This window comes from Paenibacillus agilis (assembly GCF_007786455.1).
GTDB classification, from domain to species: domain Bacteria; phylum Bacillota; class Bacilli; order Paenibacillales; family Paenibacillaceae; genus Paenibacillus_B; species Paenibacillus_B agilis.
In genome coordinates, this window is sequence record NZ_VNJK01000010.1 from 40,248 (window position 1) to 64,153 (window position 23,906).

26 protein-coding genes, 1 rRNA gene and 1 other annotated feature are annotated in these 23,906 nt (G+C 43.8%); of the genes, 1 reads left to right on the forward strand and 26 read right to left on the reverse strand.

Annotated features, from left to right (window positions below; all coding sequences use genetic code 11):
• Positions 1-197: 197 nt before the first annotated feature.
• The 18 genes from FPZ44_RS26125 to FPZ44_RS26210 all read right to left on the reverse strand — a co-directional run bounded on the left by FPZ44_RS26125 (position 198) and on the right by FPZ44_RS26210 (position 13,956).
• Positions 198-800 (reverse strand): class I SAM-dependent methyltransferase, encoded by a 603-nt coding sequence (locus FPZ44_RS26125; RefSeq protein ID WP_144995561.1) that lies wholly within the window; start codon positions 798-800, stop codon positions 198-200.
• 132 nt (positions 801-932) lie between these two features.
• Entirely contained in the window at positions 933-1,295 is a 363-nt protein-coding gene (rplL, locus tag FPZ44_RS26130) for a 50S ribosomal protein L7/L12 (RefSeq protein ID WP_144995563.1), read from the reverse strand.
• A 61-nt stretch (positions 1,296-1,356) separates the two neighbouring features.
• The gene (gene rplJ, locus FPZ44_RS26135) at positions 1,357-1,860 is read right to left on the reverse strand and encodes a 50S ribosomal protein L10 (RefSeq protein ID WP_144995565.1); all 504 of its coding nucleotides are present in this window, start codon (positions 1,858-1,860) and stop codon (positions 1,357-1,359) included.
• A gap of 56 nt (positions 1,861-1,916) precedes the next feature.
• Positions 1,917-2,073: a sequence feature (ribosomal protein L10 leader region), on the reverse strand.
• 94 nt (positions 2,074-2,167) lie between these two features.
• A complete protein-coding gene (gene rplA, locus FPZ44_RS26140) occupies positions 2,168-2,860 on the reverse strand; it encodes a 50S ribosomal protein L1 (RefSeq protein ID WP_144995567.1) in 693 nt (230 codons plus the stop codon).
• Positions 2,861-2,920: 60 nt separating this feature from the next.
• Entirely contained in the window at positions 2,921-3,346 is a 426-nt protein-coding gene (gene rplK / locus FPZ44_RS26145) for a 50S ribosomal protein L11 (RefSeq protein ID WP_144995569.1), read from the reverse strand.
• Between the two features lie 73 nt (positions 3,347-3,419).
• Positions 3,420-3,953 carry a transcription termination/antitermination protein NusG gene (nusG, locus tag FPZ44_RS26150; RefSeq protein ID WP_144995571.1) on the reverse strand — a complete coding sequence of 178 codons (534 nt, stop codon included), beginning with the start codon at positions 3,951-3,953 and terminating at the stop codon, positions 3,420-3,422.
• Positions 3,954-3,977: 24 nt separating this feature from the next.
• A complete protein-coding gene (gene secE, locus FPZ44_RS26155; RefSeq protein WP_028595112.1) occupies positions 3,978-4,169 on the reverse strand; it encodes a preprotein translocase subunit SecE in 192 nt (63 codons plus the stop codon).
• A gap of 38 nt (positions 4,170-4,207) precedes the next feature.
• Complete coding sequence (gene rpmG, locus FPZ44_RS26160; RefSeq protein WP_028595111.1) at positions 4,208-4,357, reverse strand: 50S ribosomal protein L33; 150 nt, start codon at positions 4,355-4,357, stop codon at positions 4,208-4,210.
• Between the two features lie 343 nt (positions 4,358-4,700).
• Positions 4,701-5,357 (reverse strand): RNA polymerase sporulation sigma factor SigH, encoded by a 657-nt coding sequence (sigH, locus tag FPZ44_RS26165; protein WP_028595110.1) that lies wholly within the window; start codon positions 5,355-5,357, stop codon positions 4,701-4,703.
• A gap of 202 nt (positions 5,358-5,559) precedes the next feature.
• Positions 5,560-6,102, reverse strand: coding sequence for an NYN domain-containing protein (locus FPZ44_RS26170; RefSeq protein ID WP_144995573.1), 543 nt, complete (start codon positions 6,100-6,102; stop codon positions 5,560-5,562).
• Between the two features lie 5 nt (positions 6,103-6,107).
• Positions 6,108-6,851: a 23S rRNA (guanosine(2251)-2'-O)-methyltransferase RlmB gene (gene rlmB / locus FPZ44_RS26175; RefSeq protein WP_144995575.1), complete on the reverse strand. Its 744-nt coding sequence runs from the start codon at positions 6,849-6,851 to the stop codon at positions 6,108-6,110.
• A gap of 51 nt (positions 6,852-6,902) precedes the next feature.
• On the reverse strand, positions 6,903-7,424 hold the full coding sequence (locus tag FPZ44_RS26180; protein WP_418789211.1) for a Mini-ribonuclease 3: 522 nt from the start codon (positions 7,422-7,424) through the stop codon (positions 6,903-6,905).
• Complete coding sequence (gene cysS, locus FPZ44_RS26185; protein WP_144995577.1) at positions 7,421-8,863, reverse strand: cysteine--tRNA ligase; 1,443 nt, start codon at positions 8,861-8,863, stop codon at positions 7,421-7,423. The genes FPZ44_RS26180 and cysS overlap by 4 nt, the downstream gene beginning before the upstream one ends.
• Positions 8,860-9,618, reverse strand: coding sequence for a serine O-acetyltransferase (gene cysE / locus FPZ44_RS26190; RefSeq protein ID WP_144995579.1), 759 nt, complete (start codon positions 9,616-9,618; stop codon positions 8,860-8,862). Before cysE ends, cysS begins: the two co-directional genes overlap by 4 nt.
• A 423-nt stretch (positions 9,619-10,041) precedes the next feature.
• Complete coding sequence (gene gltX, locus FPZ44_RS26195) at positions 10,042-11,502, reverse strand: glutamate--tRNA ligase (RefSeq protein WP_144995581.1); 1,461 nt, start codon at positions 11,500-11,502, stop codon at positions 10,042-10,044.
• A 58-nt stretch (positions 11,503-11,560) separates the two neighbouring features.
• Entirely contained in the window at positions 11,561-12,034 is a 474-nt protein-coding gene (gene ispF / locus FPZ44_RS26200; protein ID WP_144995583.1) for a 2-C-methyl-D-erythritol 2,4-cyclodiphosphate synthase, read from the reverse strand.
• Between the two features lie 76 nt (positions 12,035-12,110).
• Positions 12,111-12,824: a 2-C-methyl-D-erythritol 4-phosphate cytidylyltransferase gene (gene ispD, locus FPZ44_RS26205; RefSeq protein ID WP_144995585.1), complete on the reverse strand. Its 714-nt coding sequence runs from the start codon at positions 12,822-12,824 to the stop codon at positions 12,111-12,113.
• Between the two features lie 43 nt (positions 12,825-12,867).
• Positions 12,868-13,956 (reverse strand): PIN/TRAM domain-containing protein, encoded by a 1,089-nt coding sequence (locus tag FPZ44_RS26210; protein WP_144995587.1) that lies wholly within the window; start codon positions 13,954-13,956, stop codon positions 12,868-12,870.
• A gap of 223 nt (positions 13,957-14,179) precedes the next feature.
• Between FPZ44_RS26210 and FPZ44_RS26215 the strand changes: the two genes are divergently transcribed.
• Positions 14,180-14,575 carry a nucleoside triphosphate pyrophosphohydrolase family protein gene (locus tag FPZ44_RS26215; protein WP_144995589.1) on the forward strand — a complete coding sequence of 132 codons (396 nt, stop codon included), beginning with the start codon at positions 14,180-14,182 and terminating at the stop codon, positions 14,573-14,575.
• Between the two features lie 129 nt (positions 14,576-14,704).
• Here FPZ44_RS26215 and pssA read toward each other — a convergent pair whose 3' ends face one another.
• The 8 genes from pssA to rrf form a co-directional block, all read right to left on the reverse strand.
• Positions 14,705-15,433, reverse strand: coding sequence for a CDP-diacylglycerol--serine O-phosphatidyltransferase (pssA, locus tag FPZ44_RS26220; protein ID WP_144995591.1), 729 nt, complete (start codon positions 15,431-15,433; stop codon positions 14,705-14,707).
• 54 nt (positions 15,434-15,487) lie between these two features.
• Positions 15,488-16,567 carry a DNA integrity scanning diadenylate cyclase DisA gene (disA, locus tag FPZ44_RS26225; RefSeq protein WP_144995593.1) on the reverse strand — a complete coding sequence of 360 codons (1,080 nt, stop codon included), beginning with the start codon at positions 16,565-16,567 and terminating at the stop codon, positions 15,488-15,490.
• A 16-nt stretch (positions 16,568-16,583) separates the two neighbouring features.
• A complete protein-coding gene (gene radA, locus FPZ44_RS26230; RefSeq protein WP_144995595.1) occupies positions 16,584-17,951 on the reverse strand; it encodes a DNA repair protein RadA in 1,368 nt (455 codons plus the stop codon).
• A gap of 432 nt (positions 17,952-18,383) precedes the next feature.
• Complete coding sequence (gene clpC, locus FPZ44_RS26235; RefSeq protein ID WP_144995598.1) at positions 18,384-20,852, reverse strand: ATP-dependent protease ATP-binding subunit ClpC; 2,469 nt, start codon at positions 20,850-20,852, stop codon at positions 18,384-18,386.
• Between the two features lie 59 nt (positions 20,853-20,911).
• Positions 20,912-21,988 (reverse strand): protein arginine kinase, encoded by a 1,077-nt coding sequence (locus FPZ44_RS26240; RefSeq protein WP_144995608.1) that lies wholly within the window; start codon positions 21,986-21,988, stop codon positions 20,912-20,914.
• 31 nt (positions 21,989-22,019) lie between these two features.
• Complete coding sequence (locus FPZ44_RS26245) at positions 22,020-22,574, reverse strand: UvrB/UvrC motif-containing protein (RefSeq protein WP_144995600.1); 555 nt, start codon at positions 22,572-22,574, stop codon at positions 22,020-22,022.
• 96 nt (positions 22,575-22,670) lie between these two features.
• Positions 22,671-23,135 (reverse strand): CtsR family transcriptional regulator, encoded by a 465-nt coding sequence (locus FPZ44_RS26250; RefSeq protein WP_144995602.1) that lies wholly within the window; start codon positions 23,133-23,135, stop codon positions 22,671-22,673.
• A 664-nt stretch (positions 23,136-23,799) separates the two neighbouring features.
• Positions 23,800-23,906, reverse strand: a 5S ribosomal RNA gene (gene rrf, locus FPZ44_RS26255); the annotation flags it as partial.

Below are 23,906 nucleotides of genomic sequence, written 5' to 3' on the forward strand. Positions count from 1 at the left end.
TGCCCAAAATGTAAACATTATACGTCACTTCACGAAAATGTATGCATGCTTTTCATAAAAAAGCTTGACATTTCAGTAATTTAAAGACATGAAGACCATTCTAATACTGACATTCTATAATAATAACACACCAGAAATACCAAGTCAATTAAAAGTGGTCATTAATATACACTATACTTTTCTGAAGATATTGCCAATTAGGATTTGACAGCACGATAAATGCGGTATCCTTTATCTTTAGCTACTTCTTCTACACTATCTTCACCAAACAAGCTTTTAAGCTTCTCAACTGCGGATGGCGCACCCTGCTTCTTCTGGATTACAATCCACAGATTACCACCTTTGTTTAATTGATAATACGATTGTTCAAATATACGATGTACAACTTCCTTACCTGCTCGAATTGGCGGATTTGTCAAAATAACATCATACATTTTGCCAACCAACTCATTTAAACCATCACTCTCTTGGATAGTCACATTAGACAACCCGTTCAAGTGAGCATTTTCTTGCGCCAACGCAAGCGCACGTTCATTGACATCAACCATAGTCACATGACCACTTGGATTTAGTTTAGCTGCCATTAAGCCAATCGGACCATAACCGCAACCCACATCCAACACATGACTTTTAGCTGCAATTTCCATATGCTCTATTAGAACACGGCTACCATAATCAACACTAGCTTTTGAAAATACGCCAGCATCCGACCATAATCGCAATGAAATTCCACGCAAATCAAACGTCAGTTCACGTCTATTATGCACAACTTGCTGTTCCTTACTGTAATAGTGAGCCATCTACGGCACCCCCTATCTCCCTTTCCTCTCTTGCCTAGGATGCGTCAAAGACATAACAATGTCATCCGTCGTATCCTAGACAACGAACCCCTTGAAGTCAAGTTCAAGGGGTTCGTATCAAGGAAGTAGCTATTACTTAACTTCTACAGATGCGCCTGCTTCTTCAAGCTTAGCTTTAACTGCTTCTGCTTCTTCTTTGCTTACTTTTTCTTTCAAAGCTTTTGGAGCGTTGTCAACTAGGTCTTTAGCTTCTTTCAAGCCAAGGCCTGTGATTTCGCGAACTACTTTGATTACGTTGATTTTGCCAGCGCCAGCGCTAGTCAAAATTACGTCAAATTCAGTTTGCTCTGCAGCAGCTTCACCAGCGCCACCAGCTACAACTGCTACTGGAGCAGCAGCTGTTACGCCGAATTCTTCTTCGATTGCTTTAACAAGATCGTTCAATTCCAATACGGACATGCCTTTAATGGCTTCCAAGATTTGCTCTTTGCTCATTAGGATAACCTCCATTTAGTTCTTTTATAAGTTTAGGACACATTCTTGACGAATAAGTCTCTTACGCTTCGGCCTCTTGCTTCTCTGCAACTGCTTTGACTGCCAATGCGAAGTTGCGAACAGGTGCTTGAAGCACGCTGAGCAACATGGACAGCAAACCATCGCGAGACGGCAATGTTGCCAATGCTTTGATTTGATCTACGTCTACGACGCGACCTTCTACGATACCGCCTTTAATTTCAAGAGCATCGTTTTTCTTTGCGAAATCATGCAAGATTTTCGCAGGAGCAATTGCGTCTTCACGGCTGAACGCGATCGCTGTAGGTCCTGTTAGAACTTGGTCCAACTCAGACAATTCAGCTTCCGCTGTCGCACGACGAACCAATGTATTTTTCAATACTTGGAATTCAACGCCTGCTTCACGCAATTGTTTACGAAGTTCAGTTACCTGAGCTACGCTCAATCCGCGGTAGTCCGCTACAACCGTAGTTGCGCTGCCACGCAATTTCTCAGCGATTACTTGAACGGATTCTTGTTTCGCTGCGATTACTTTTGCGTTTGCCACTCGATCCACCTCCTACAAGATTAATGACCGCATGTATTCGATGAGTTTTTTTATGCGTCAGCATAAGAAAAGCCTCTGTAGTGTTCTACAGAGGCATACGAAGCGAATGGCGGGCGGGCTACGCCCAGCCTTCGCACTCATTCTATTCGAACACCTCGGTAGGGAATTAAGCCTCACGGCACCTACTGTCTACGGTACGTTTATTCAAATTTAATTAATCACGTTGTCAACAACAACTCTATTAGACTAACACGTCCAGTCGATTTATGTCAACCTTTAGCGTTAATTACCAATAGGTTATCTCATCTTAACGATAAGAAGTTGTGTTTACGCGTGCTGCAGGACCCATCGTGGAAGAAACCGCAATGTTTTTCATGTAAACACCTTTAGCCGCTGCTGGCTTAGCACGGTTTAGAGCATCGATTAGAGCTTTCAAGTTTTCGTTCAACTGTTCAGCACTGAAAGATACTTTACCGATAGGTGCGTGAATTTGACCTGCTTTGTCTAGACGGTATTCGATTTTACCAGCTTTGATCTCTTGAACCGCTTTTGTAACATCGAAAGTAACCGTACCAGCTTTAGGGTTTGGCATTAGGCCTTTACCACCAAGGATACGACCCAATTTACCAACTTCACTCATCATGTCTGGTGTTGCTACGCAGACATCGAATTCGAACCAGCCTTGTTGAATTTTGTTGATAAGATCTTGATCTCCAACAAAATCAGCACCAGCTGCTTCTGCTTCTTTAGCTTTCTCGCCTTTTGCAAATACGAGAACGCGTTTAGTTTTACCAGTACCGTGTGGCAATACAACTACACCACGAACAGCTTGGTCTTGTTTACGAGGGTCTACACCCAAACGAACTGCAGCTTCAACAGTCTCGTCGAATTTAGCAGTCGCTGCTTTTTTCACCAATTCAATGGCTTCAGCTGGCTCGTAGATTGCATCTTTATCAATCAACTTAGCAGCTTCAAGGTATTTCTTACCGTGCTTTGCCATGATATTTCCTCCTTTGTGGTAATAACGGATAAACCTCCCACATGTGCGTACGAAGACGAATTAGTCTTCTACAACAATACCCATGCTACGAGCTGTACCTTCAACCATACGCATAGCCGCTTCTACGGACGCTGCGTTAAGGTCAGCCATTTTTTGCTCAGCGATTTCACGAACAACGTTACGCTTTACAGTCGCAACCTTCTTCTTGTTAGGCTCGCCAGAACCTTTTTCCACTTTAGTAGCTACTTTCAACAATACTGCAGCTGGTGGAGTTTTCAAGATGAACGTAAAGGAACGATCTTCGAATACAGAAATCTCAACAGGAATAATAAGACCTGCTTGATCAGCTGTTTTCGCGTTGAACTCTTTACAGAACGCCATGATGTTAACACCTGCTTGACCCAATGCTGGACCTACCGGTGGTGCAGGATTCGCTTTACCTGCTGGAATTTGCAATTTGACAACTTTAATGACTTTCTTCGCCATGTTGTACACCTCCTTGCGCTAATATGCGGGTAGAATCACTTCGCCCACAATAGAAACCTTTTAGAAAGATTTATTAAATCTTCTCCACTTGGTGGTAATCCAACTCAAGCGGGGTTTCTCGACCAAACATGTTTACATGAACCTTGAGTTTTTCTTTCTCTGTCACAATCTCTTCGATTGAACCTACAAAGTTTGCAAAAGGTCCTACTTTAATGCGCACTGATTCTTTCAGTTCGAAATCGACTGTCGGCTTCGGCGCTTCCATACCCATTGTTTTCAGAATCTGATCAACTTCTTCTGGTAACAACGCTGTTGGTTTGGAGCCCGATCCTGTTGAACCAACGAATCCAGTAACACCCGGCGTATTACGCACAACGTACCACGATTCATCAGTTTGGATCATTTCGACAAGTACATATCCCGGATAAACTTTACGCATGACAGTTTTTTTCTTACCGTCTTTGTTTACCAGTTCTTCTTCCATAGGAACAAGAACACGGAATATCTTATCTTCCATGCCCATCGATTCGACGCGCTTTTCGAGATTGGCTTTCACCTTGTTTTCATACCCTGAATAGGTATGAACAACGTACCATCTTTTTTCCATACTCGTTCCACCTTGGGACTTTTATTAAATAATCGCTTCGACAATCGCCGAAATGCCGATGTCCAACACCCAAAAATAAAGTGTAACAAAAATGACCGTAGACAAAACGACGATCGTATAGCTTGTCAACTCTTTACGGTTAGGCCAGCGAACTTTCTTCAATTCGCCCCAGCTGTCGGAGAAGAAGGAAAACATCGAACCAAAACTACGCTTCACATTCCCTAAGAAAGCCACGGACTGCACCTCCACCTAGCTTATCTTGTTTCACGATGAGAAGTATGCTCGTTGCAGTACTTGCAGAATTTCTTGAACTCGATGCGGTCTGGATGATTGCGCTTGTTCTTTGTTGTCGTATAGTTGCGTTGTTTGCAGCTTGTGCAAGCCATCGTAACGATTACGCGCATGTTGTACACCTCCTGAAGACACCTTTTAATGATAAGAAGCGTCGGAATTTTATCCTAAAAACGTACGCATATTTAGGGCTACCTAAAACACTTTATCATACGGGTAATTTCATGTCAATGAAATTTATGTTGACGCCATGGGGGTTTATGCCCTTTACTCTATCATATCCGACAGCTGAATACAAAGGTAAAGATCGTCAAACTTTTACTGCTATCAGTATGGTAGTTTTCTTTTCAAACTAAACCTGTACAGGCGATATACAATCCTAAATCAAAAAAAGTCTACTTCTTTACATAAAAGAAGTAGACTTAAATCTGTAAATAATTGCGAATTCATAACTTGTTATGCCAGTTCAACACCGTCACGCACTTCCAAATACCGCTCTAGCTTGCGCTTTACACGTTGTAGTGCATTGTCAATCGACTTCACGTGCCGATCCAAATCCACTGCAATCTCCTGATATGATCGACCATCCAAATACAGCATCAGCACTTTCCGTTCCAGATCACTTAATATTTCTGACATCTTATCCTCAAGGCCAACAAACTCTTCTTGATTGATAATAAGCTCTTCAGGATCAGAAACCCTTGAGCCACCGATTATATCTAATAACGTACGATCTGAGTCTTCATCATATATCGGCTTGTCCAACGAAACATAAGAATTAAGAGGAATGTGCTTCTGACGCGTCGCAGTCTTAATGGCAGTTATAATCTGCCGGGTAATGCAGAGTTCAGCAAATGCCTTGAATGAAGCCAACTTGTCTCCTTTGAAGTCACGTATCGATTTGTATAGGCCGATCATACCTTCCTGTACAATATCTTCACGGTCAGCTCCAATGAGAAAGTAAGAACGGGCCTTAGCACGAACAAAATTACGGTACTTGTTAATCAAATATTCCAAAGCATCGCAATCACCTTCACGGACAGCGTCCACGAGTTGTTCATCCGTCCATTTATCGTATGGGAACGTGCTCAATTCTTTGAGGTCTACACTCACTAGCAATCCCTCCGGCCTGCAACGCAATCCACCCGTTACATCACAAATGATAGATTTAGTATATAGAATAGTTGGTATACCGTCAACCGCGAGAAAGCTTGATCCCATGCGAAAAAAACACTTTCGGTTAGAAGATCAACTGGAAACTATTGAAACTACCTACCAAGAAGGTCAAATATTTGCTCATTTGCTGTAGAGTTGCTTATTTCGTTTTCCCACGCCTTAGCTGCTCTAACTTTAACAAAACATCCAGACTTAGCTTCTCTTCTAAAGGATTCCGCTTCACAGGATAAAGAGCTTGATCACGAATACGAATCTGAACTTCTTGGCGAGCCTGTTGAATGATAAGCTGCAGCTCACGCGCAGAAATTCGCAATGCTCCTTGGGCAAAAGCTACATTTTGCTCTGTCATATCTGACGTAGCTACATAGATCGCTCGGCGCCGGTGCTTCAACTCTGCTACGAGTCGCTCTATACATTCATCTGCCGTTTCTTTTTCCTTTGTGAATGTTATGTTCACATCTCCTTGCTTGTAGGAAGCCCCTAGTCCAGGTACACGGTATGCATCAAACACTGTAATGACTCGACGACCTGAATATGCCTGATAATCATCAAGCATATCCAGTAATCGATTGCGGGCTTCCTCCAAGTCTTGATCAGCCAGCTGCTTCAGATTAGACCATGCTCCAATCATATTGTAGCCGTCAACAAGCAGCACATCACGAAAGTCAGACTGTTGTGCCATAAAGGTCACCCACGGCGACGACGCACAACCTCATACATGAATATTCCCGCTGCAACCGATGCATTCAATGAGTTAATCTGTCCAGCCATCGGAAGCTTCAGCAATACGTCGCAAGATTCGCGAATAAGACGCCCCATTCCCTTATTCTCATTGCCAATTACAAGTGCAACTGGAGAATCGAACACATTCGTGTCATATATCTCTTCACGTGCAGACACATCTGTTCCTACAATCCAAACTCCACGTTCTTTCAAATCAGCGATCGTCGACGCCAAGTTCGTTACTCGTGCCACTGGTACATATTCAACTGCCCCAGCTGAAATTTTGGAAACAGTAGCAGTCAAACCAACTGAACGACGCTTTGGAATGATTACCCCATGAACTCCCGTACAGTCTGCGGAACGTAGAATGGAACCTAAATTATGAGGATCCTCAATCTCGTCCAAAATAAGCAGAAACGGCTTCTCTCCACGCTGTTCTGCACGAGCAAGCAGCTCGTCCACTTCGAAGTAAGCATATGCCGCAGCTTGAGCGACTACACCTTGATGCTGTATTCCCTCAGCCATTTGATCAAGCTTGCGCTTATCTACAAACTGAACGATAACGCCTGCTTTTTTCGCCTCTGCAATGATCGGCAGCGTTAAATGCTTTTGTGCTTGCTCTGCAATCCATATTTTATTGATCGTTCGGCCAGAACGAAGCGCCTCTGTTACTGAGTGCTTCCCGGCGATGAGTTCTTGTTCTTCCATGTGTATATCCTCCTAGCTATTGCATCCTTCTTCCATTTCCAAGCATTTTACCTATTCGTTATCCTCAGGAACGACGTCTGTCTCATGAATAGAGTTATCATCTTCAGACATCATCAGTTCCACTAGCTCACGGAGCCGTTCCATCCGCTTCTCATAATACAAAAATCCGAACAAAGCTTCCAATGCAGTAGCTTGACGGTATTCATTCACGTTAGCACTCTTTGGCACATTGGATTTTGTATTGCGACCCTGCCGCACGACATTTGCCTCTTCCTCAGACAAAAACGGTACAAGTTTCTGCAAATTACGAGCTTGCGCCTTAGCAGACACTAGCTTAATCGACTCACGGTGCAAATGATTCGGTCGATGATTCGCCTGTGAGATCACATATTGGCGCACAGCCATCTCGTATACCGCATCCCCGATGTACGCAAGTACAATCGGATTAAGCTGTTTCGTATCTTTAGAAGGACGATAAGGGAACAGCCAATCCAGCTGTCCCGCTTCTACCTGTCCCAGCTGACGCTCATGCTGCTGCTTCTCATCTACCATCGTCAACTGCACTCCTTTCATGCCCGCTTCCAGCGAACACCTTGCGGTGTATCTTCAAGTACGATACCACGAGCTGTTAGCAAATCGCGAATTTCATCTGCTCGAGCCCAATTTTTCGATTGGCGAGCTTCGATTCGATCTTGAATCAACTGATCAATCTCTGCATCAAGCAGCTCTTCTTGTTCCACTACAATACCTAACACTTCATTCATTGCATCAAAGGCATCAATAAGCGCAAACAGATCAGCTACCTGCAGCGTGTTGGCTTGTGCATGCTGCTGCACCCAAACATTTGCTTCGGTAGACCACTCAAACATCGCTGTTATTGCATCAGCCGTATTGAAGTCATCCTGCATTTTCGCATCAAATGTCTCAAGTATGTTTGCCAGCTTTATTTGAAGCTCTTCATTCGGCTCACCATGACTGGACACATCTCCCGCTTCATCCTGCGTGGATACACCTAGAGATTGCAAAGCATGCTTTACATTTGCTACTGCATTGTCCAAACGCTCAACTGATTTTTCCGCTTGCTGCAATGCTTCAGCAGAGAAGTTCAATGGATTGCGATAATGAGTAGATAAAATAAAGTAACGAAGCGCACTTGGCTTATATACCTTTACCAACTCTTTAACGAGTACGCCGTTCCCAAGAGACTTCGACATTTTTTCGTTATCCATATTAATATAGCCATTATGCATCCATACGTTAGCCAAAGGCTTACCTGTTACTGCTTCAGACTGTGCCACCTCGCACTCATGGTGCGGGAACGTCAAATCTTTACCCCCGCCATGGATATCAAGCGTATCACCAAGGTAACGACGAGCCATTGCCGAGCACTCGATATGCCAGCCCGGACGACCTTCCCCCCATGGGCTAGCCCACGAAATTTCTCCAGGCTTAGCACCTTTCCACAGTACAAAGTCTTCTTGATTTTCTTTGCGTTTATCCACTTCGATACGAATGCCGAATTGCAACTCGTCGATTTTTTGATGCGATAACTTACCATAATCCTCAAAATGCTTCGTACGGAAATAAACATCCCCACCGGACTCATATGCAAAGTCTGTCTCCACTAATTTGGAGATAAACTCAACAATTTCTTGAATGTGCTCAGTCACACGTGGATTAATCGTCGCACGACGAATACCAAGCGCATCGCAATCTTCTAAGTATGCTTCGATAAATGTATCAGCTACTTCATTAACGGTAACGTTCAACTCTTGAGATTTTGTAATAAGCCTATCGTCTACATCCGTAAAGTTCATCACGTATTGTACATCATACCCGATTGTCTCTAGGTAACGACGTACCACATCAAACACCATAGCTGGTCTTGCATTACCAATGTGAATATAGTTGTATACAGTTGGACCGCATACATACATCTTTACTTCCCCCGCTTTTTGCGGTGTGAAAGTCTCCTTCTCACGCGTCATCGTATTGAATATGTTTAATGTCATATCTGCTTTACCTCCTTCAAGTCGGGTTGTCCCGTACTATTGTTCATTGATTCTTTCATCGTTCTTTCATATGTTACATCATTCACCGAAGAACCCGAGCTTTTCACTTGTATATGCTGACGCATCTGTTCAAGTTCCGCCTTCAATCCAGTTATCTCATCCTCCATCGAACGGAGCATGTCAATGACAGGGTCAGGCAACTGCGTATGATTCAAGCGATCAATCTTAATTCCATTTTGCTTAACAATGCGTCCTGGATTACCAACCACTGTACAATTGGATGGCACTTCCCGCAGTACAAGTGAATTCGCACCTATATTAGAATTATCCCCTACTGTAAAAGAACCAAGCACTTTCGCACCAGAACCGATAACAACATTGTCGCCGATTGTAGGGTGACGCTTGCCTTTTTCTTTTCCCGTTCCACCAAGGGTGACACCCTGATAAATAACAACATCATCACCTATAATACAGGTTTCACCGATAACAACTCCCATACCGTGGTCGATAAACAACCTTTCTCCAATCGAAGCGCCAGGGTGTATTTCAATCCCCGTCATAAATCGGCTCACTTGGGAAATCATTCGGGCAATCGTAAACCAGCGGCGTCTAAAAAACCAATGTGCAACTCGATGAGCCCATATCGCATGCAATCCTGAGTAGGTAAACACAACTTCGAACTTGCTACGTGCAGCTGGATCATTCTCGAATACTGTTTGTATGTCGGACTGGATTAGCTTTCGTATACGTCCCATAATTTGTTAATTCTCCCCCTGAACCGCCATTTTGTATGGTTGGTCATAAAAAAACGCCCCTGTAGCTATGCTACAGAGACGCGACGCGTGGTTCCACCCTGTTTGGATTGAAGATAACTCCCCAATCCCACTCCTGCGTTCTGTAACGTGAACGACTCGTCATTCTTTACCTTAGTCCTTCTCTTTGCAGAGATGGCCTATATCAAAAATGAAGCTTCCGGGTGCAATGCATACAATTAGCATGGGGTCACTCACACCTTACGAAGCAACCTTCGTAATAGACCCTCTCTGGACATGCCATTTATTTGTATGCTCTCCCGTTCAACGCTATTTCAATTATTCATTGTATTTCATTTCGTGTATACACCAGTATACGAGAAATCATCTTATCTTGACAATCCTTGGATTGCAAAAGCTGACGAATTAAGCAGGCACTCCATTTTGCAGGCGTTTCAACACTGTTTCACGACCAAGCAAAATAATCGTCTCATTTAAATCACGACCGTGCATTTGTCCAGAAACCGCTACGCGTACAGGCATAAACAATCCTTTACCTTTAGCGCCCGTCTCCTTCTGCACTTCCTTCAGTGCGCCTTTAACCGTTTCAACATCCCAAGCGGATGCCGCTTCCAACTTACTATGCAAAGCCGCAAGTACAGTTGGTACTTGTTCTTCGGACAGCACCGCACGAGCTTCATCATCGATAATGAGTTCATCACGGAAGAACAACTCAGACAACTCCACGATGTCCGAAGCACAATTCATCTGCTCTTGATAAAGCTTCACGAGCGCTTTTGCCCATGCCGCTTGTTCTTCGTTAAGCGATTCAGGCAGTCGTCCTGCTTTCTGAAGATATGGAATAGACATGTCCGCAATGCGATCCGGATCTGCTTTTTTCATATACAAGTTGTTCAAATGCTTCAGCTTGTTCGTATCGAATACAGCCGGGCTCTTAGAGAGACGGTTTGCATCGAAAATTTGAATAAGCTCTTCACGTGAGAACATTTCTTCTTCGCCTTCTGGAGACCAACCAAGCAATACGATGAAGTTGAACATTGCTTCTGGCAAATAGCCAAGTTGATCATATTGCTCAATAAACTGAACGATCGATTCGTCGCGCTTACTTAGCTTCTTGCGATTTTCGTTTACGATAAGTGTCATATGGCCGAATATTGGAGGCTCCCAACCGAGCGCTTCATAAATCATCAACTGACGAAGCGTATTCGTAATATGATCCTCTCCACGGAGAACGTGAGACATTTTCATCTCATAGTCATCAACAACGACAGCAAAATTGTACGTCGCAATACCGTCTTTCTTAATGATAACCCAGTCTCCCGTTGTATCGGACTCGAACGTAATTTCACCTTTAACGACATCGTCAAATGTATACGAACGACCTGCTGGTACTAAGAAACGAATGCTTGACTCACGGCCTTCTGCTTCAAGACGAACGTGATCGTCAGCTGTTAAATGACGACAAGTACCAGCGTACTTAGGCGTTTCGCCACGTTCCATTTGTGCATCGCGCTCTTTCTCAAGCTCCGATTCCGTACAATAACATTTGAAAGCATGACCGCGATCCATAAGATCTTGCGCGTACTTGCGGTACGTTTCCAAACGCTCAGTCTGGCGATATGGACCGAAGTCACCGCCAACATCAATACTCTCATCCCACTCGATACCGAGCCATTTCATATATTTGAACTGGCTTTCTTCTCCACCAGCTACATTACGCTTCACGTCTGTATCTTCAATACGAACAATGAACTTCCCGCCATGACGGCGAGCGAATAAATAGTTGAACAATGCTGTGCGTGCATTACCAATATGCAAGTGTCCTGTAGGACTAGGTGCATACCGGACGCGGATGTCTTTTGTCATTTATGTATCCCTCACAATATGCCTTATTTTCATCGTACCATCATATCATACCGCTATCTTAGCGGACAAGACAGATAACAGCTTGCGCAGCGATCCCTTCGCCTCTACCTGTAAAACCTAGCTTCTCTGTAGTAGTCGCCTTTACATTAACTTGCGAAGTCTCAGCTTCTAGTACACGCGCTAAATTTTCGACTATTGCCGGAATATGCGGCAGCATTTTAGGAGCCTGAGCAATAATCGTACAATCCACGTTCCCTAGACGATAGCCCCGCTCCTTCGCCAAGTTCCACACATGCTCCATCAATTTCATGCTATCTGCATCTTTAAAAGCAGGGTCTGTATCCGGAAAATGTTTACCGATATCCCCTAATCCCAGCGCTCCGAGCACCGCATCACTAACCGTATGCAGCAATACGTCTGCATCAGAATGACCAAGAAGTCCTTTTTCATATGGAATATGAACGCCTCCAATAATACATGGGCGACCTTCTACTAATTGATGAACATCGAAGCCTTGTCCTACTCGAATCATTGTCTCTCTCTCCCTTAACCAGATTAATTTTTACGATTGCTAAATCATTGTTACAGCCTATTAGCCTATTGATAAGCTATTGCTCGTTCCCCTTATTTGCACGACGCTCTAGCCACCACTCCGCCCAATCCAAATCCTCTGGAGTCGTCAGTTTTACATTTGTATAACTGCCCTCCACGATATGAACGGGTATACCGATCTGCTCAACGAGCACAGCATCATCGGTGCCAAGTCTTTGCGCAGCACTGGCCTCATCGTGAGCTTGGATTACATCCTCAAGACGAAAAGCTTGTGGGGTCTGTATCGCCCACAAGCTGCTCCGATCTGGGGTAGCCGTAATGACTCCCGCTGCGTCCACTTGTTTAATCGTATCTTTAACAGGAACACCCAGCACAGCAGCACGATGTTCAACTGCACCTTGGCAGCATGCGAGAATATGATGCTCATCTACGAAAGGACGAACCCCATCATGGATAAGTACAATTTGAACTCCCCGCGCCTTAGCTGCCTGCAGTCCCGCATATACAGAATGCTGACGTTCCTTACCGCCGCTAACGATGTCCCTTACTTTGCTCAGTTGATATTGTTCGACCCAATGTTGGCAACGCTCACTGTCATGTGAAGAAGTGACAAGCACAATGCTCTCGCATTGCGACATCTGCTGGAACCTCTCTAACGTATGAATAACAACCGGCTTGTCCTGCAATTGCAAAAATTGCTTACTTTCCGATGTACCCATACGCGTTCCTTTGCCTGCCGCTACTACAACAACTCCAAAACTTTGTTGCATGGTTAACGCCCTCCATGGTGATAATAACAACATCATACCTGTTTTATTGGGCTTTTTCCAACAGTTTCGGCTTCGCAAATATCATACGACCAGCAGAAGTCTGTAATACACTAGTCACCAACACTTCCATCGTGGTCCCGATATAGTCGCGTCCACCTTCAACGACGATCATTGTACCATCGTCAAGATAAGCAACACCTTGCCCATGCTCCTTGCCGTCTTTAATAACTTGAACCACAATTTCTTCGCCAGGAAGTACAACAGGCTTAACGGCGTTAGCCAAGTCATTAATATTAAGAACCGAAACTCCCTGCAGTTCACACACTTTATTCAAATTAAAATCATTCGTAACCACTTTACCTTTTAGCAACTTCGCCAACTTAACAAGCTTGCTGTCCACTTCTGAAATTTCCTCAAAGTCGCCTTCGTAAATAAGCACCCTTACTTCAAGTTCTTTTTGGATCTTGTTCAAAATGTCTAATCCTCTGCGCCCGCGATTACGTTTAAGCAAGTCAGAAGAATCAGCAATATGCTGCAACTCCTCTAGTACAAACTCTGGTATAACAATTGTCCCCTCGATAAATCCTGTTTTGCAAATGTCTGCAATGCGTCCATCGATAATAACACTCGTATCCAAAATTTTATGCTCTTCAAAATCAGTGCTTGAGCGCTCATTTTCTCCTTTTTGGGGGAGTCGGACGGATGCTATCCATGAAGCTGCTTCCTCCAGCTTCCATGAAGACATTTGAACACCTGCAATCATACATCCTACTGTAATTATTGTTGCAGCAAGCTGACCTATAACTCCAAAATGGCTCAATAATGGCACGAGCAGCGCCGACACAGAGAGACCTACTAAAAGTCCGCATGTATAAATCAAAATATGTGGTGTAGACATTTCTGCTACTCTTTGACGAAATAGATTCCACCAATGCTGAACAGGTGAAGCTAATACCTGACAAAGCACTATACCTAATACTGAGCCCCCAAAGGCCCACATGATTCGACCTGACGTCCAACCTCCCGCTACTGCTGACCACTGCATGGTTTGAGCTGACATGCTGCTGTATAATTCCATCCCACCCCAAGCTCCAAGCAAACCGGCCAAAATGACCACAATTCGTTTAATCATGAACGTCCACCTCCTAGCTCCAATGTATATTCTTTACAATTATGGCCCAAGGAGGCGCGTCCTAATCCATCAGCTTTGCATTTTACAAAGAGTCACAGTTGAAAAATGGCAATTATTAGTCTTATAATGGGGGAGTAGTATGCATCCGTTCAACCTTAACGATTCGTGCCACTCCTTACTATGGAAGATCGGCACCATAACAAGAATAGAGGTGGAATTGCACATGAGCACTCCCAACTTGCAAGCATTTCAAGACCAAGTTGCCGATTTGCTGTTACGTCATCGAAGTTTGTTAGACGTATTATCCAAATACGGCCAATCAGACGCTTCTGTAAATCGTGCTGTAACGAAAGCAATTACAGAATGCGGTTGTTTGGAGCTACATGCCAAACGGCAACCATACAAAGAAGAGATGAATCTTCATGAAGCGAAAGACAGTATGGAAAGCCATGTAAAAGGTCAATTATGTGAGCATTGTACAGAAGTGATACGCTCTGAGCTAGGAAAGCATCTATTCTATATGTCTGCGTTATGTAACTTGCTAGATATTCAGCTTGAAGATGTCATAAAAGATGAAGCAAAGAAATGCCAGACGCTAGGGATATTTAACTTGTCATAATGAGCTTTCGTTGCAACCGCTGTGCTATTGGCATAGCGGTTATTTTGCATCCAGCAACAAAAAAAGATGCCTATCTCATCCTTTTCAGATGAAAATAAGCACCTTTTCGTATATCGATATACCCATTATTTATAAATGTTTCGATACTGTTTCTTCAGAGTCCACTTGGGATTTCCGACGGCGTCGCATCAGCATTCTAACGTTTTTTTTTAAGCCGAGCAGCGCGTATAGAACGAGCGGCACGAAAATAAGTACTGGCATTTGCTCAGGCTTCCACAAGGCAAGACCTACAGCAGCCGCAATAACGAACGGCGTAATCCAAATAGCTTTCTTAGGAATTCCGATCTTCTTAAAGTTCGGATAGCGTACTGTACTAACCATCAAGTACGATACAAGCAGCATCGCAATCAATAAGAAAGTCGTGGAAATATCATTATGGAATAATGCTAATGTACAAATAACGCCACCCGCTGCTGGAATTGGCAAGCCGATAAAATAACCGGGAGTGCCTTCAATCACGTTGAAGCGAGCCAAGCGAAGCGCACCGCAAATTGGGAAAATAGCTGTTACTATCCATGCTACAGCTGGATTCACATCCGTCAATGCAGTCACGTACATAATAAATGCTGGTGCAACTCCGAATGATATCACATCGGAAAGCGAATCAAGCTCCTTACCGAACTCACTTTGTGCATTTAATGCACGTGCTACACGTCCATCCAAGCCATCCAATAGCATAGCTATTATGACCATGAGCGCAGCCAGGTTATACTCCTGATCAAACGCAAGCATAATGGATATAATTCCGAGAAACAAGTTACCGATGGTAAACAAGTTCGGAATAGACTTTGTAATCATAGATTCACCTCTAATTATACTATGCCCAACGTTCGTGAATTCATTGTAGGTAAACTAAATTTGCCTGTCAATGAAAACCTGCTCCTGAATTCTTTTGAGTCCTTCTTTGATGTTGCGTGCTCTTACCTCGCCAATGCCGTCCACTTCATCCAACTCCTCAATTGTTGCGCTAAGCACATGAGGAAGAGTGGTGAAATTATCGACCAAATTCGTAATAATCACATTAGGAAGACGTGGGATCTTGTTCAGAACACGATATCCGCGAGGCGAGAACGACTCGTCTTGAGCAGCGCTCGTAACCGGATATCCAAGAAGTCGAATCAAATAATTTGTATCGAGCAGTTCGTCAGCTGTGCATTTTTTTAGTTGATTCAGTATTTCTTTAATCTTCTCATCGCTGTTGTCACGTGCATAATCCTTCAAAAGAAGCCATGCATCATCTTCTGTATTGCTGACCAATTCTTCAAGCTGCATACTAATGAGTCGCCCTTCAGTACCTAGTTCATTAATATATCGCTTGATCTCCAATTTAATACGTAATACCATCTCAGTTCGTTGCATAACATTCACAACTTCTTGCAAAGTGACCAATTCCTCAAACTCAGACGCCGATAAATTTGTTAGCCCTTGCATCAAAACCGCTCTATATTTCTCAAGTGTCTGAATCGCTTGGTTGGCCTTCGCTAAAATAACGCCAATCTCTTTCAAAGCATATCTAAGACTGCCCTGATATATGGTAATAACATTGCGTCGCTGGGAAATGGACACAACTAATTTACCTGTTTGTTTAGCCACCCGCTCCGCGGTACGATGGCGAATCCCCGTCTCAATAGATGGGATCGACGAATCTGGTATAAGCTGCGTATTTGCATATAGTATACGCTTTAAATCCTCACTTAAAATGATGGCTCCGTCCATTTTTGCAAGCTCATACAAATAACTTGGTGAAAAGTCACAGTTAATGGAGAAACCACCATCAACGACTTCCATTACTTCAGGACTATAACCAACAACGATTAGAGCCCCTGTTTTGGCACGTAACACGTTCTCCAGCCCATCGCGAAAAGATGTACCCGGAGCAACCATTTTAAGAAGGTCATTCATAATATCCAGCTGATTATCTTTGACACTCATCTTTGATTTGAGCCCCCTAACCTAACGCTGCTGTCAATGCTTCTGCAACGGTATTTACACCTACAATCTCAATATGCTTAGGCGGAGTCCAGCCACGAAGACTCTTCTCCGGCATAATAATTCGTTTAAATCCTAATTTCTCGGCTTCCTTCACTCGCTGCTCAGCTCGCGACACCGCCCTTACTTCTCCCGTCAACCCCACTTCACCAATAACCACATCAAATGGTTGGGTTGGTATGTCACGGAAGCTGGATGCAATGGCAATCGCAATGGCTAAATCGACCGCTGGCTCATCCAGACGTATGCCGCCTGCAACATTTACATAAGCATCCTGGTTCTGAAGAAACATCCCCATACGTTTCTCTAATACTGCAATGATAAGAGCAAGACGATGATGATCAATACCTGTGGCAGTACGTCGAGGGGAAGGGAAATTAGTTGCCGCTACAAGTGACTGCATCTCTACTAGAACCGGTCGTGTACCTTCGATACTAGCCACGACTATCGAACCAGCAACGCCAAGTGGCCGTTCCTGCAAGAACAGTTCAGATGGATTTTTAACCTCAACAAGTCCGCCCTCAGTCATATCAAATATGCCGATTTCGTTCGTCGATCCAAATCGATTTTTTACTGCCCTTAAAATACGATACGAATGGTGACGCTCACCTTCAAAATACAAGACGCAGTCAACCATATGCTCCAATAAACGCGGACCCGCTATGGCTCCTTCCTTCGTTACATGTCCGACAAGTACGGTAGCAATACCTTTACCCTTCGCGATTCGCATAAATGTACTGGTGCATTCTCTTACTTGCGCGACACTGCCCGGAGCTGATTCAACGGAAGGTTGGAATACTGTCTGGATCGAATCGATTACGAGGAAATCCGGCTGCATAGCCTCGATTGCTTCTTCAATGTACTGCAAGTTTGTTTCACTAAGCACAAATAGTTGGTCAGACAAAGTACCTAGCCGGTCAGCCCGCAGCTTTGTTTGACGCATGGACTCCTCGCCAGACACATACAATACCTTTAGCCCACTCATAGCAATCGCATTTGAAGTCTGGAGCAGCAGCGTAGACTTACCAATACCAGGATCCCCACCGACAAGAATGAGTGAACCTGGTACTACTCCACCGCCAAGTACGCGATTCAACTCAGACATCGTCGTACTTATACGTGGTTCACGCCCACTTTCAATATGTATGATCGGTTGTGGAATTTCTTTCGTTTGAGTGAGGGAAGACTTCATACCCTTTGTTTTTACAACTGTCTCACGTTCCTCCACCATCGTATTCCACTGATTACATCCTGGACATTTCCCCATCCATTTAGGCGATTCATATCCGCATTCTGCACAGAAAAATTTTGTTTTTACTTTAGCCATAGACGTACAACTCCTATCCTCATCCTATTTTCCGTGTCTTGATGTGGAGTTAGTCAGAGGCAGATGGCTACTTTCCTGCACAAAACACTAGCACGGAGCAATAATGATACTTCTCTTCATTTTATCGACATCATCCAACTCAATCATGAATAATGTACGCAATTGTTATCCTTTTTTGTAGGAAAACGACGAATATCCTAATATACTCAAGTTTACCATTTTTGCAGGAGCGTGGAAAGGCAAGTCAATAAAAAAGGATACAGTCTCTTGAAATAGATAATCAGATTAAGGAAGAAAAATAAAAAAAACCTTCAGAAGCGCTGATTAAAGTAGCTCTGAAGGTTTTTTCAATATTAATTTATTCATTACAGAAAGTCATTCTAAATATTGAAAGATGCAAGTAGCGGCCCAAGTTACAACACTCTTCTCGCTTTACTTTTGAGATGGCTCAGGCTCTTTCTCGCTTTGCCCTTCATGAGATTGATGGATAACGTGCAATTCGCCATCTTTTTCATCAATCGACACAGAATCACCTTTAGAAATATTACCACGTAGCAACTCTTCAGAAAGACGATCTTCAATATGCTTCTGGATAGCACGACGCAAAGGCCTTGCTCCATATGCAGGATCGTATCCTTCCTTCGCTAAGAACGACTTCGCTTTCTCGGTAAGCTCAAAGTGAATATCTTGCTCCTTAAGACGCTTGCTTAAGTCATCAGCCATTAGGCTAACAATTTCCGCAATATGCTTCTCCTCCAGGGAGTGGAACACGATAATTTCATCAATACGGTTTAAGAACTCAGGTCGGAAGCTCTTCTTCAACTCACCCATCACTTTGTCCTTCATATTGCTGTAGTCTTTCTCGCTATCCGTACGAGCTGTAAAGCCCAATGTAGAATTGCGCTTGATAGCTTCAGCACCTACGTTGGATGTCAAAATAATAAGCGTATTGCGGAAGTCAACAACGCGGCCTTTGGAATCCGTTAAACGGCCATCCTCAAGCACCTGCAGCAAAATGTTGAACACTTCTGGATGTGCCTTCTCAATCTCATCGAGAAGTACAACAGAATACGGCTTGCGACGTACTTTCTCTGTTAGTTGGCCGCCCTCTTCGTAACCAACATACCCCGGAGGTGCTCCAACAAGGCGAGCTGTAGAATGCTTCTCCATATACTCGGACATATCGATACGAATGACAGAGTTCTCATCACCGAACAATGATTCTGCTAGTGCACGAGCAAGCTCCGTCTTACCTACACCCGTTGGTCCGAGGAAGATGAACGAGCCCATTGGACGCTTCGGATCTTTGAGACCAGCACGAGCACGACGGATCGCACGGCTCACTGCCTTAACTGCTTCATCTTGACCGATGACACGCTCATGGAGGATTGTCTCCATGTTCAGCAATCGCTCTGTTTCTTCTTCCTTAAGCTTGAGCACAGGAATTCCCGTCCAGCTTGCAACTATATGCGCAATATCTTCTGGCGTTACCTCAGAATCTAGTCGGCCTTGCTTCTCTTTCCATTGATTGCGCACCGTCTCCAGCTCTTCACGCATCTTTTGCTCTGTATCGCGAAGTGCAGCTGCTTTTTCAAACTCTTGGCTCTGAACAGCAGCATCCTTTTCTTTGCGAATGTCTTCAAGACGCTGTTCCAGTTCCTTTAAATTTGGCGGTACTGTGTAAGAATTCAAGCGAACTTTGGAACCTGCTTCATCAATAAGGTCAATCGCTTTATCAGGCAAGAAACGATCCGTAATATAACGATCAGACAGTTTAACTGCCTGCAAAATAGCTTCATCCGTTATTTTCACACGATGGTGGGCTTCATAACGGTCACGTAGACCCTTGAGAATAAGAATAGCTTCTTCCGGTGTCGGCTGATCAACTGTGATCGGCTGGAAACGACGTTCCAGAGCAGCATCCTTCTCAATATATTTGCGGTACTCATCCAACGTAGTAGCCCCGATGCATTGCAATTCACCACGAGCCAATGCTGGCTTTAAAATGTTAGAAGCATCGATTGCTCCTTCCGCGCCGCCTGCTCCGATAAGAGTATGCAGCTCATCAATGAACAAGATGATATTTCCCGCTTGGCGAATTTCGTCCATAATCTTCTTAAGACGATCCTCAAACTCACCACGATATTTTGTACCAGCAACAACAGAACCCATATCTAACGTCATGACACGTTTATCGCGCAGCGTCTCTGGAATCTCATTGTGGATAATTTTCTGAGCCAATCCCTCTGCAACAGCTGTCTTACCTACACCTGGCTCTCCGATAAGAACTGGGTTATTCTTCGTACGACGACTTAGTACTTGAATAACACGCTCAATTTCACGACTCCGCCCAATGACTGGATCGAGGTTGCCCTCTTTTGCACTAGCCGTCAAATCACGAGCTAAGCTATCCAATGTTGGCGTGCTCACATTTTGGGGAGAACCATGATGGCTCGACACTGCTTCACTGCTGCCAAGAAGCTGCAGAACTTGCTGACGTGCTTTGTTTAAGCTGATGCCAACATTGTTCAGTACACGTGCAGCAACGCCTTCTCCTTCTCTAATAAGGCCGAGCAAAATATGCTCCGTCCCTACATACGTATGACCAAGTTTACGTGCTTCATCCATCGACAACTCGATAACTTTCTTTGCACGCGGTGTATAAGCGATATTGGTCGGTTGCTCTTGCCCGCGACCAATGAGTGATTCTACTTCATCCTGAATTTTTTCTAGTCCTAATCCTAGGGCAACAAGAGCTTTCGCTGCGATGCCTTCCCCTTCACGAATAAGACCAAGTAAAATATGCTCTGTGCCAATATTATTGTGTCCAAGACGCATTGCTTCCTCTTGAGCTAATGCGAGTACTTTTTGCGCTCTTTCCGTAAATCTACCGAACATCATATTGTTGCACCTCCACATGAATATTTGTTGCAATGACTAAACTGAATTGTACCAATTGCTTACTGTGAGATGTCTCGTTTATTCCCCAACGTATCGCGAATCAATTGCGCACGATAGATATCTCGTTCATCAGCACTCATCGGCTTCTTATAAATATGCTGCAGGAATCCTGGTTGGGTCATTACTAATAATTCATTCAACGCAGTTCCCGTAACATCCTTCAACATTTCTAAATCTGCACCGAGTCGAATATCGGACAGTCGTTGTGAAGCTTCTTTTGAATCTATTACGACAGCATGCTTCAATATGCCATAAGAACGGCAAATCCGATCTGTCAATCGAGTATTGCTCTGCTGGTTCAACTGTTCACGAGCCGATTTTTCATGTTCAATAATCTGCTTTACTACTCCGTACAGATTATCAATAATTTCGGACTCTGACTGTCCAAGTGTAATTTGGTTCGAAACCTGAAACAAATTCCCCGTAGCTTCGCTGCCTTCCCCGTACAGACCTCGTACAGCCAGCCCTACTTGAGCAACAGCTTGTAAAATGCGATTAATCTGCTGCGTAAGCACAAGTGCAGGCAGGTGCATCATAACCGAAGCACGGATACCTGTACCCACATTTGTAGGGCAGCTTGTTAAATACCCTCGTTTTTCATCAAAGGCGTAATCGACATGAGCTTCGAACACGTCATCAATACGGCTTGCTTCATCCCAAGCCTCGTGTATTTGTAAGCCTGGGTACAAACATTGAATTCGTAAATGATCCTCTTCATTCAGCATAATGCTGACCGATTCATCATCCTTTAATAGAAGGCCACCGTTGCGGGACTCATTCGCCAAGTTAGGGCTAATCAAATGTTTCTCGACCAACACCTGTCGCTCCATATCAGTAAGCTCTGTTAAAGCAATTGCCTGAAAATGTCCCAACTGAGAAAAGTCTGAAGACTTTGTTACCTTCGTTAATCGAGAAAGCGATTCGGCCGACTGCTGATTCGTCGCAAGCAGCGGAAATGGTAGACCATTCAAGTTCCGGGCAATTCGTATTCGGCTGCTTATGACGATATCCGAGTCAGGTCCTGTGCCTCTCATCCAATCGCTTATTGGCTGCTTCATAAAAGAATGATTGGACATATGCTCTACTCCTCCTTGCTCGTCTACACGATTATTTCGCTTCAGCTTCACCCGATAAATCTTGCTCAATTTTACGAATCTCATCCCGTAATTGAGCTGCTGTTTCAAATTGTTCCTGTTGGATGCTTAGCTGCAGCTTTTCACGCAATGCAATTAACTCACGCTTGCGCTGCATCACAATACCATTACGCTTCGGTATTTTACCGACATGAACAATATTACCGTGAACTCGCTTTAAGAGCGGATCCAACCGGGAAGCAAATGATTTGTAGCAAGCATCGCAGCCAAAGCGACCCATCTTACTGAATTGTGAAAAAGTGAGACCGCAGTGATCACAGCGCATCACTTCTTGCGTTGACTTAATTCCATATAAGCCGCTCTGAAGCTGGCTGTTGCCATTAGTCATATCGAAGTCTAATAAACCCGATAACAAGTTGTGAATAGAGAAACCGTTTGGTGCCCCAGGTATTAATTCACCTTTTTCGCGAGCACAGCTCTCACAGATGTGAAACTCCGTTTTTTCACCATTAATAATCTTCGTGAAATGTAGAGTAGCTGATTTCTGTCCGCATTGCTGACACATCATGGTCTCGTTCCTCCTTCTGACCGGATACTATATGAACTAACATCTTATCCGAATTAAATACGTAAAGTGAACGACTGTGTCCTTGTCAGTCTGTAACTACGATTTACCAAGCAGAGCCACCAGCATTGCACGCAACAATTTCGCCCGGAGCTCATCTCGATAAGGCAGCTTAAGCATCAAGTTGTCACGAGAAATCGCCGCTCGAAGCAAACATGCCTCACGTTGGGAGATAATTCTAGCCTCTTCCAGTTGATATATGATCCCTTCCGCTGTCTCTTGACTGATGCATTCACCAATCGTATCGCACACATGAGCATGTATCGCATGCTGCGCAGGCAGCTCAATGCGCTGAATTCGGATGTAACCACCACCACCGCGCTTACTTTCAACTACGTAGCCTTTTTCTAATGAAAAGCGAGTACTAATAACGTAGTTGATCTGAGAAGGTACGCAAGAAAATTGCTGGGCGAGGTCGTTGCGCTGAATCTCTACAGCCCCTTCTTGACTATTCAGCAACAAAACTTTCAGATGCTGCTCGATCAAGTCGGAAATGTTACGCAATTAACTCCCTCCTTTCTGAGCATCTATAATTAGGTTTAACCATTTTTGACCTATTTTTATTCGACCTTGACTATAATTCATTGACTTTGACTTTCTTTGACCTTGAAATTATTATAGCAGAACTGTTCATTCTTTGCCAATCGTTTGTTATAAAAAATGAAAATACCCACAAGTGATTAACATTTTTGTAGACTCCAAATGGAGAGTATTCAAATTTAAGAAAGCGCTTACCCTTTAGCTTGTAAACAGCGCTCTATATAAACCCTTTAAAGGCAAAGGCTTCATTCCTAATCTCTTGGCACATATTAGACATAGCTTAACCAATCAAAGGCTGTTTAGAAAAAGAGCTGTGGATAAGAGAGCTATTACGGAGGCTACAATTTCATTTCTTTGTGAACAAGTCACAAGATCTCCACAAACCGTTAACAAGAGGTGGATAATTATATGAATAACATTAATATTCAACTGCATAAATGAAATGAAAATGCATCATTTGTGGATTTAAAACAAAACTTATGCACATGTGGAGAACAGAAGAGAAGCTTTGAACTACTAACATCTGTGTATAGAAGGTAAATATCACGTTAGCATGAGCAGTTTTAGAATGAAATGTTTATAAAATGAGAAAACAAAAACCCACTGAATACCTCAGTGGGCTGTGTTTGCTTGGCGACGTCCTACTCTCCCGGGACCCTGCGGTCCAAGTACCATTGGCGCTGGAGGACTTAACGTTCGTGTTCGGGATGGGTACGCGTGGAACCCCTCCGCCAT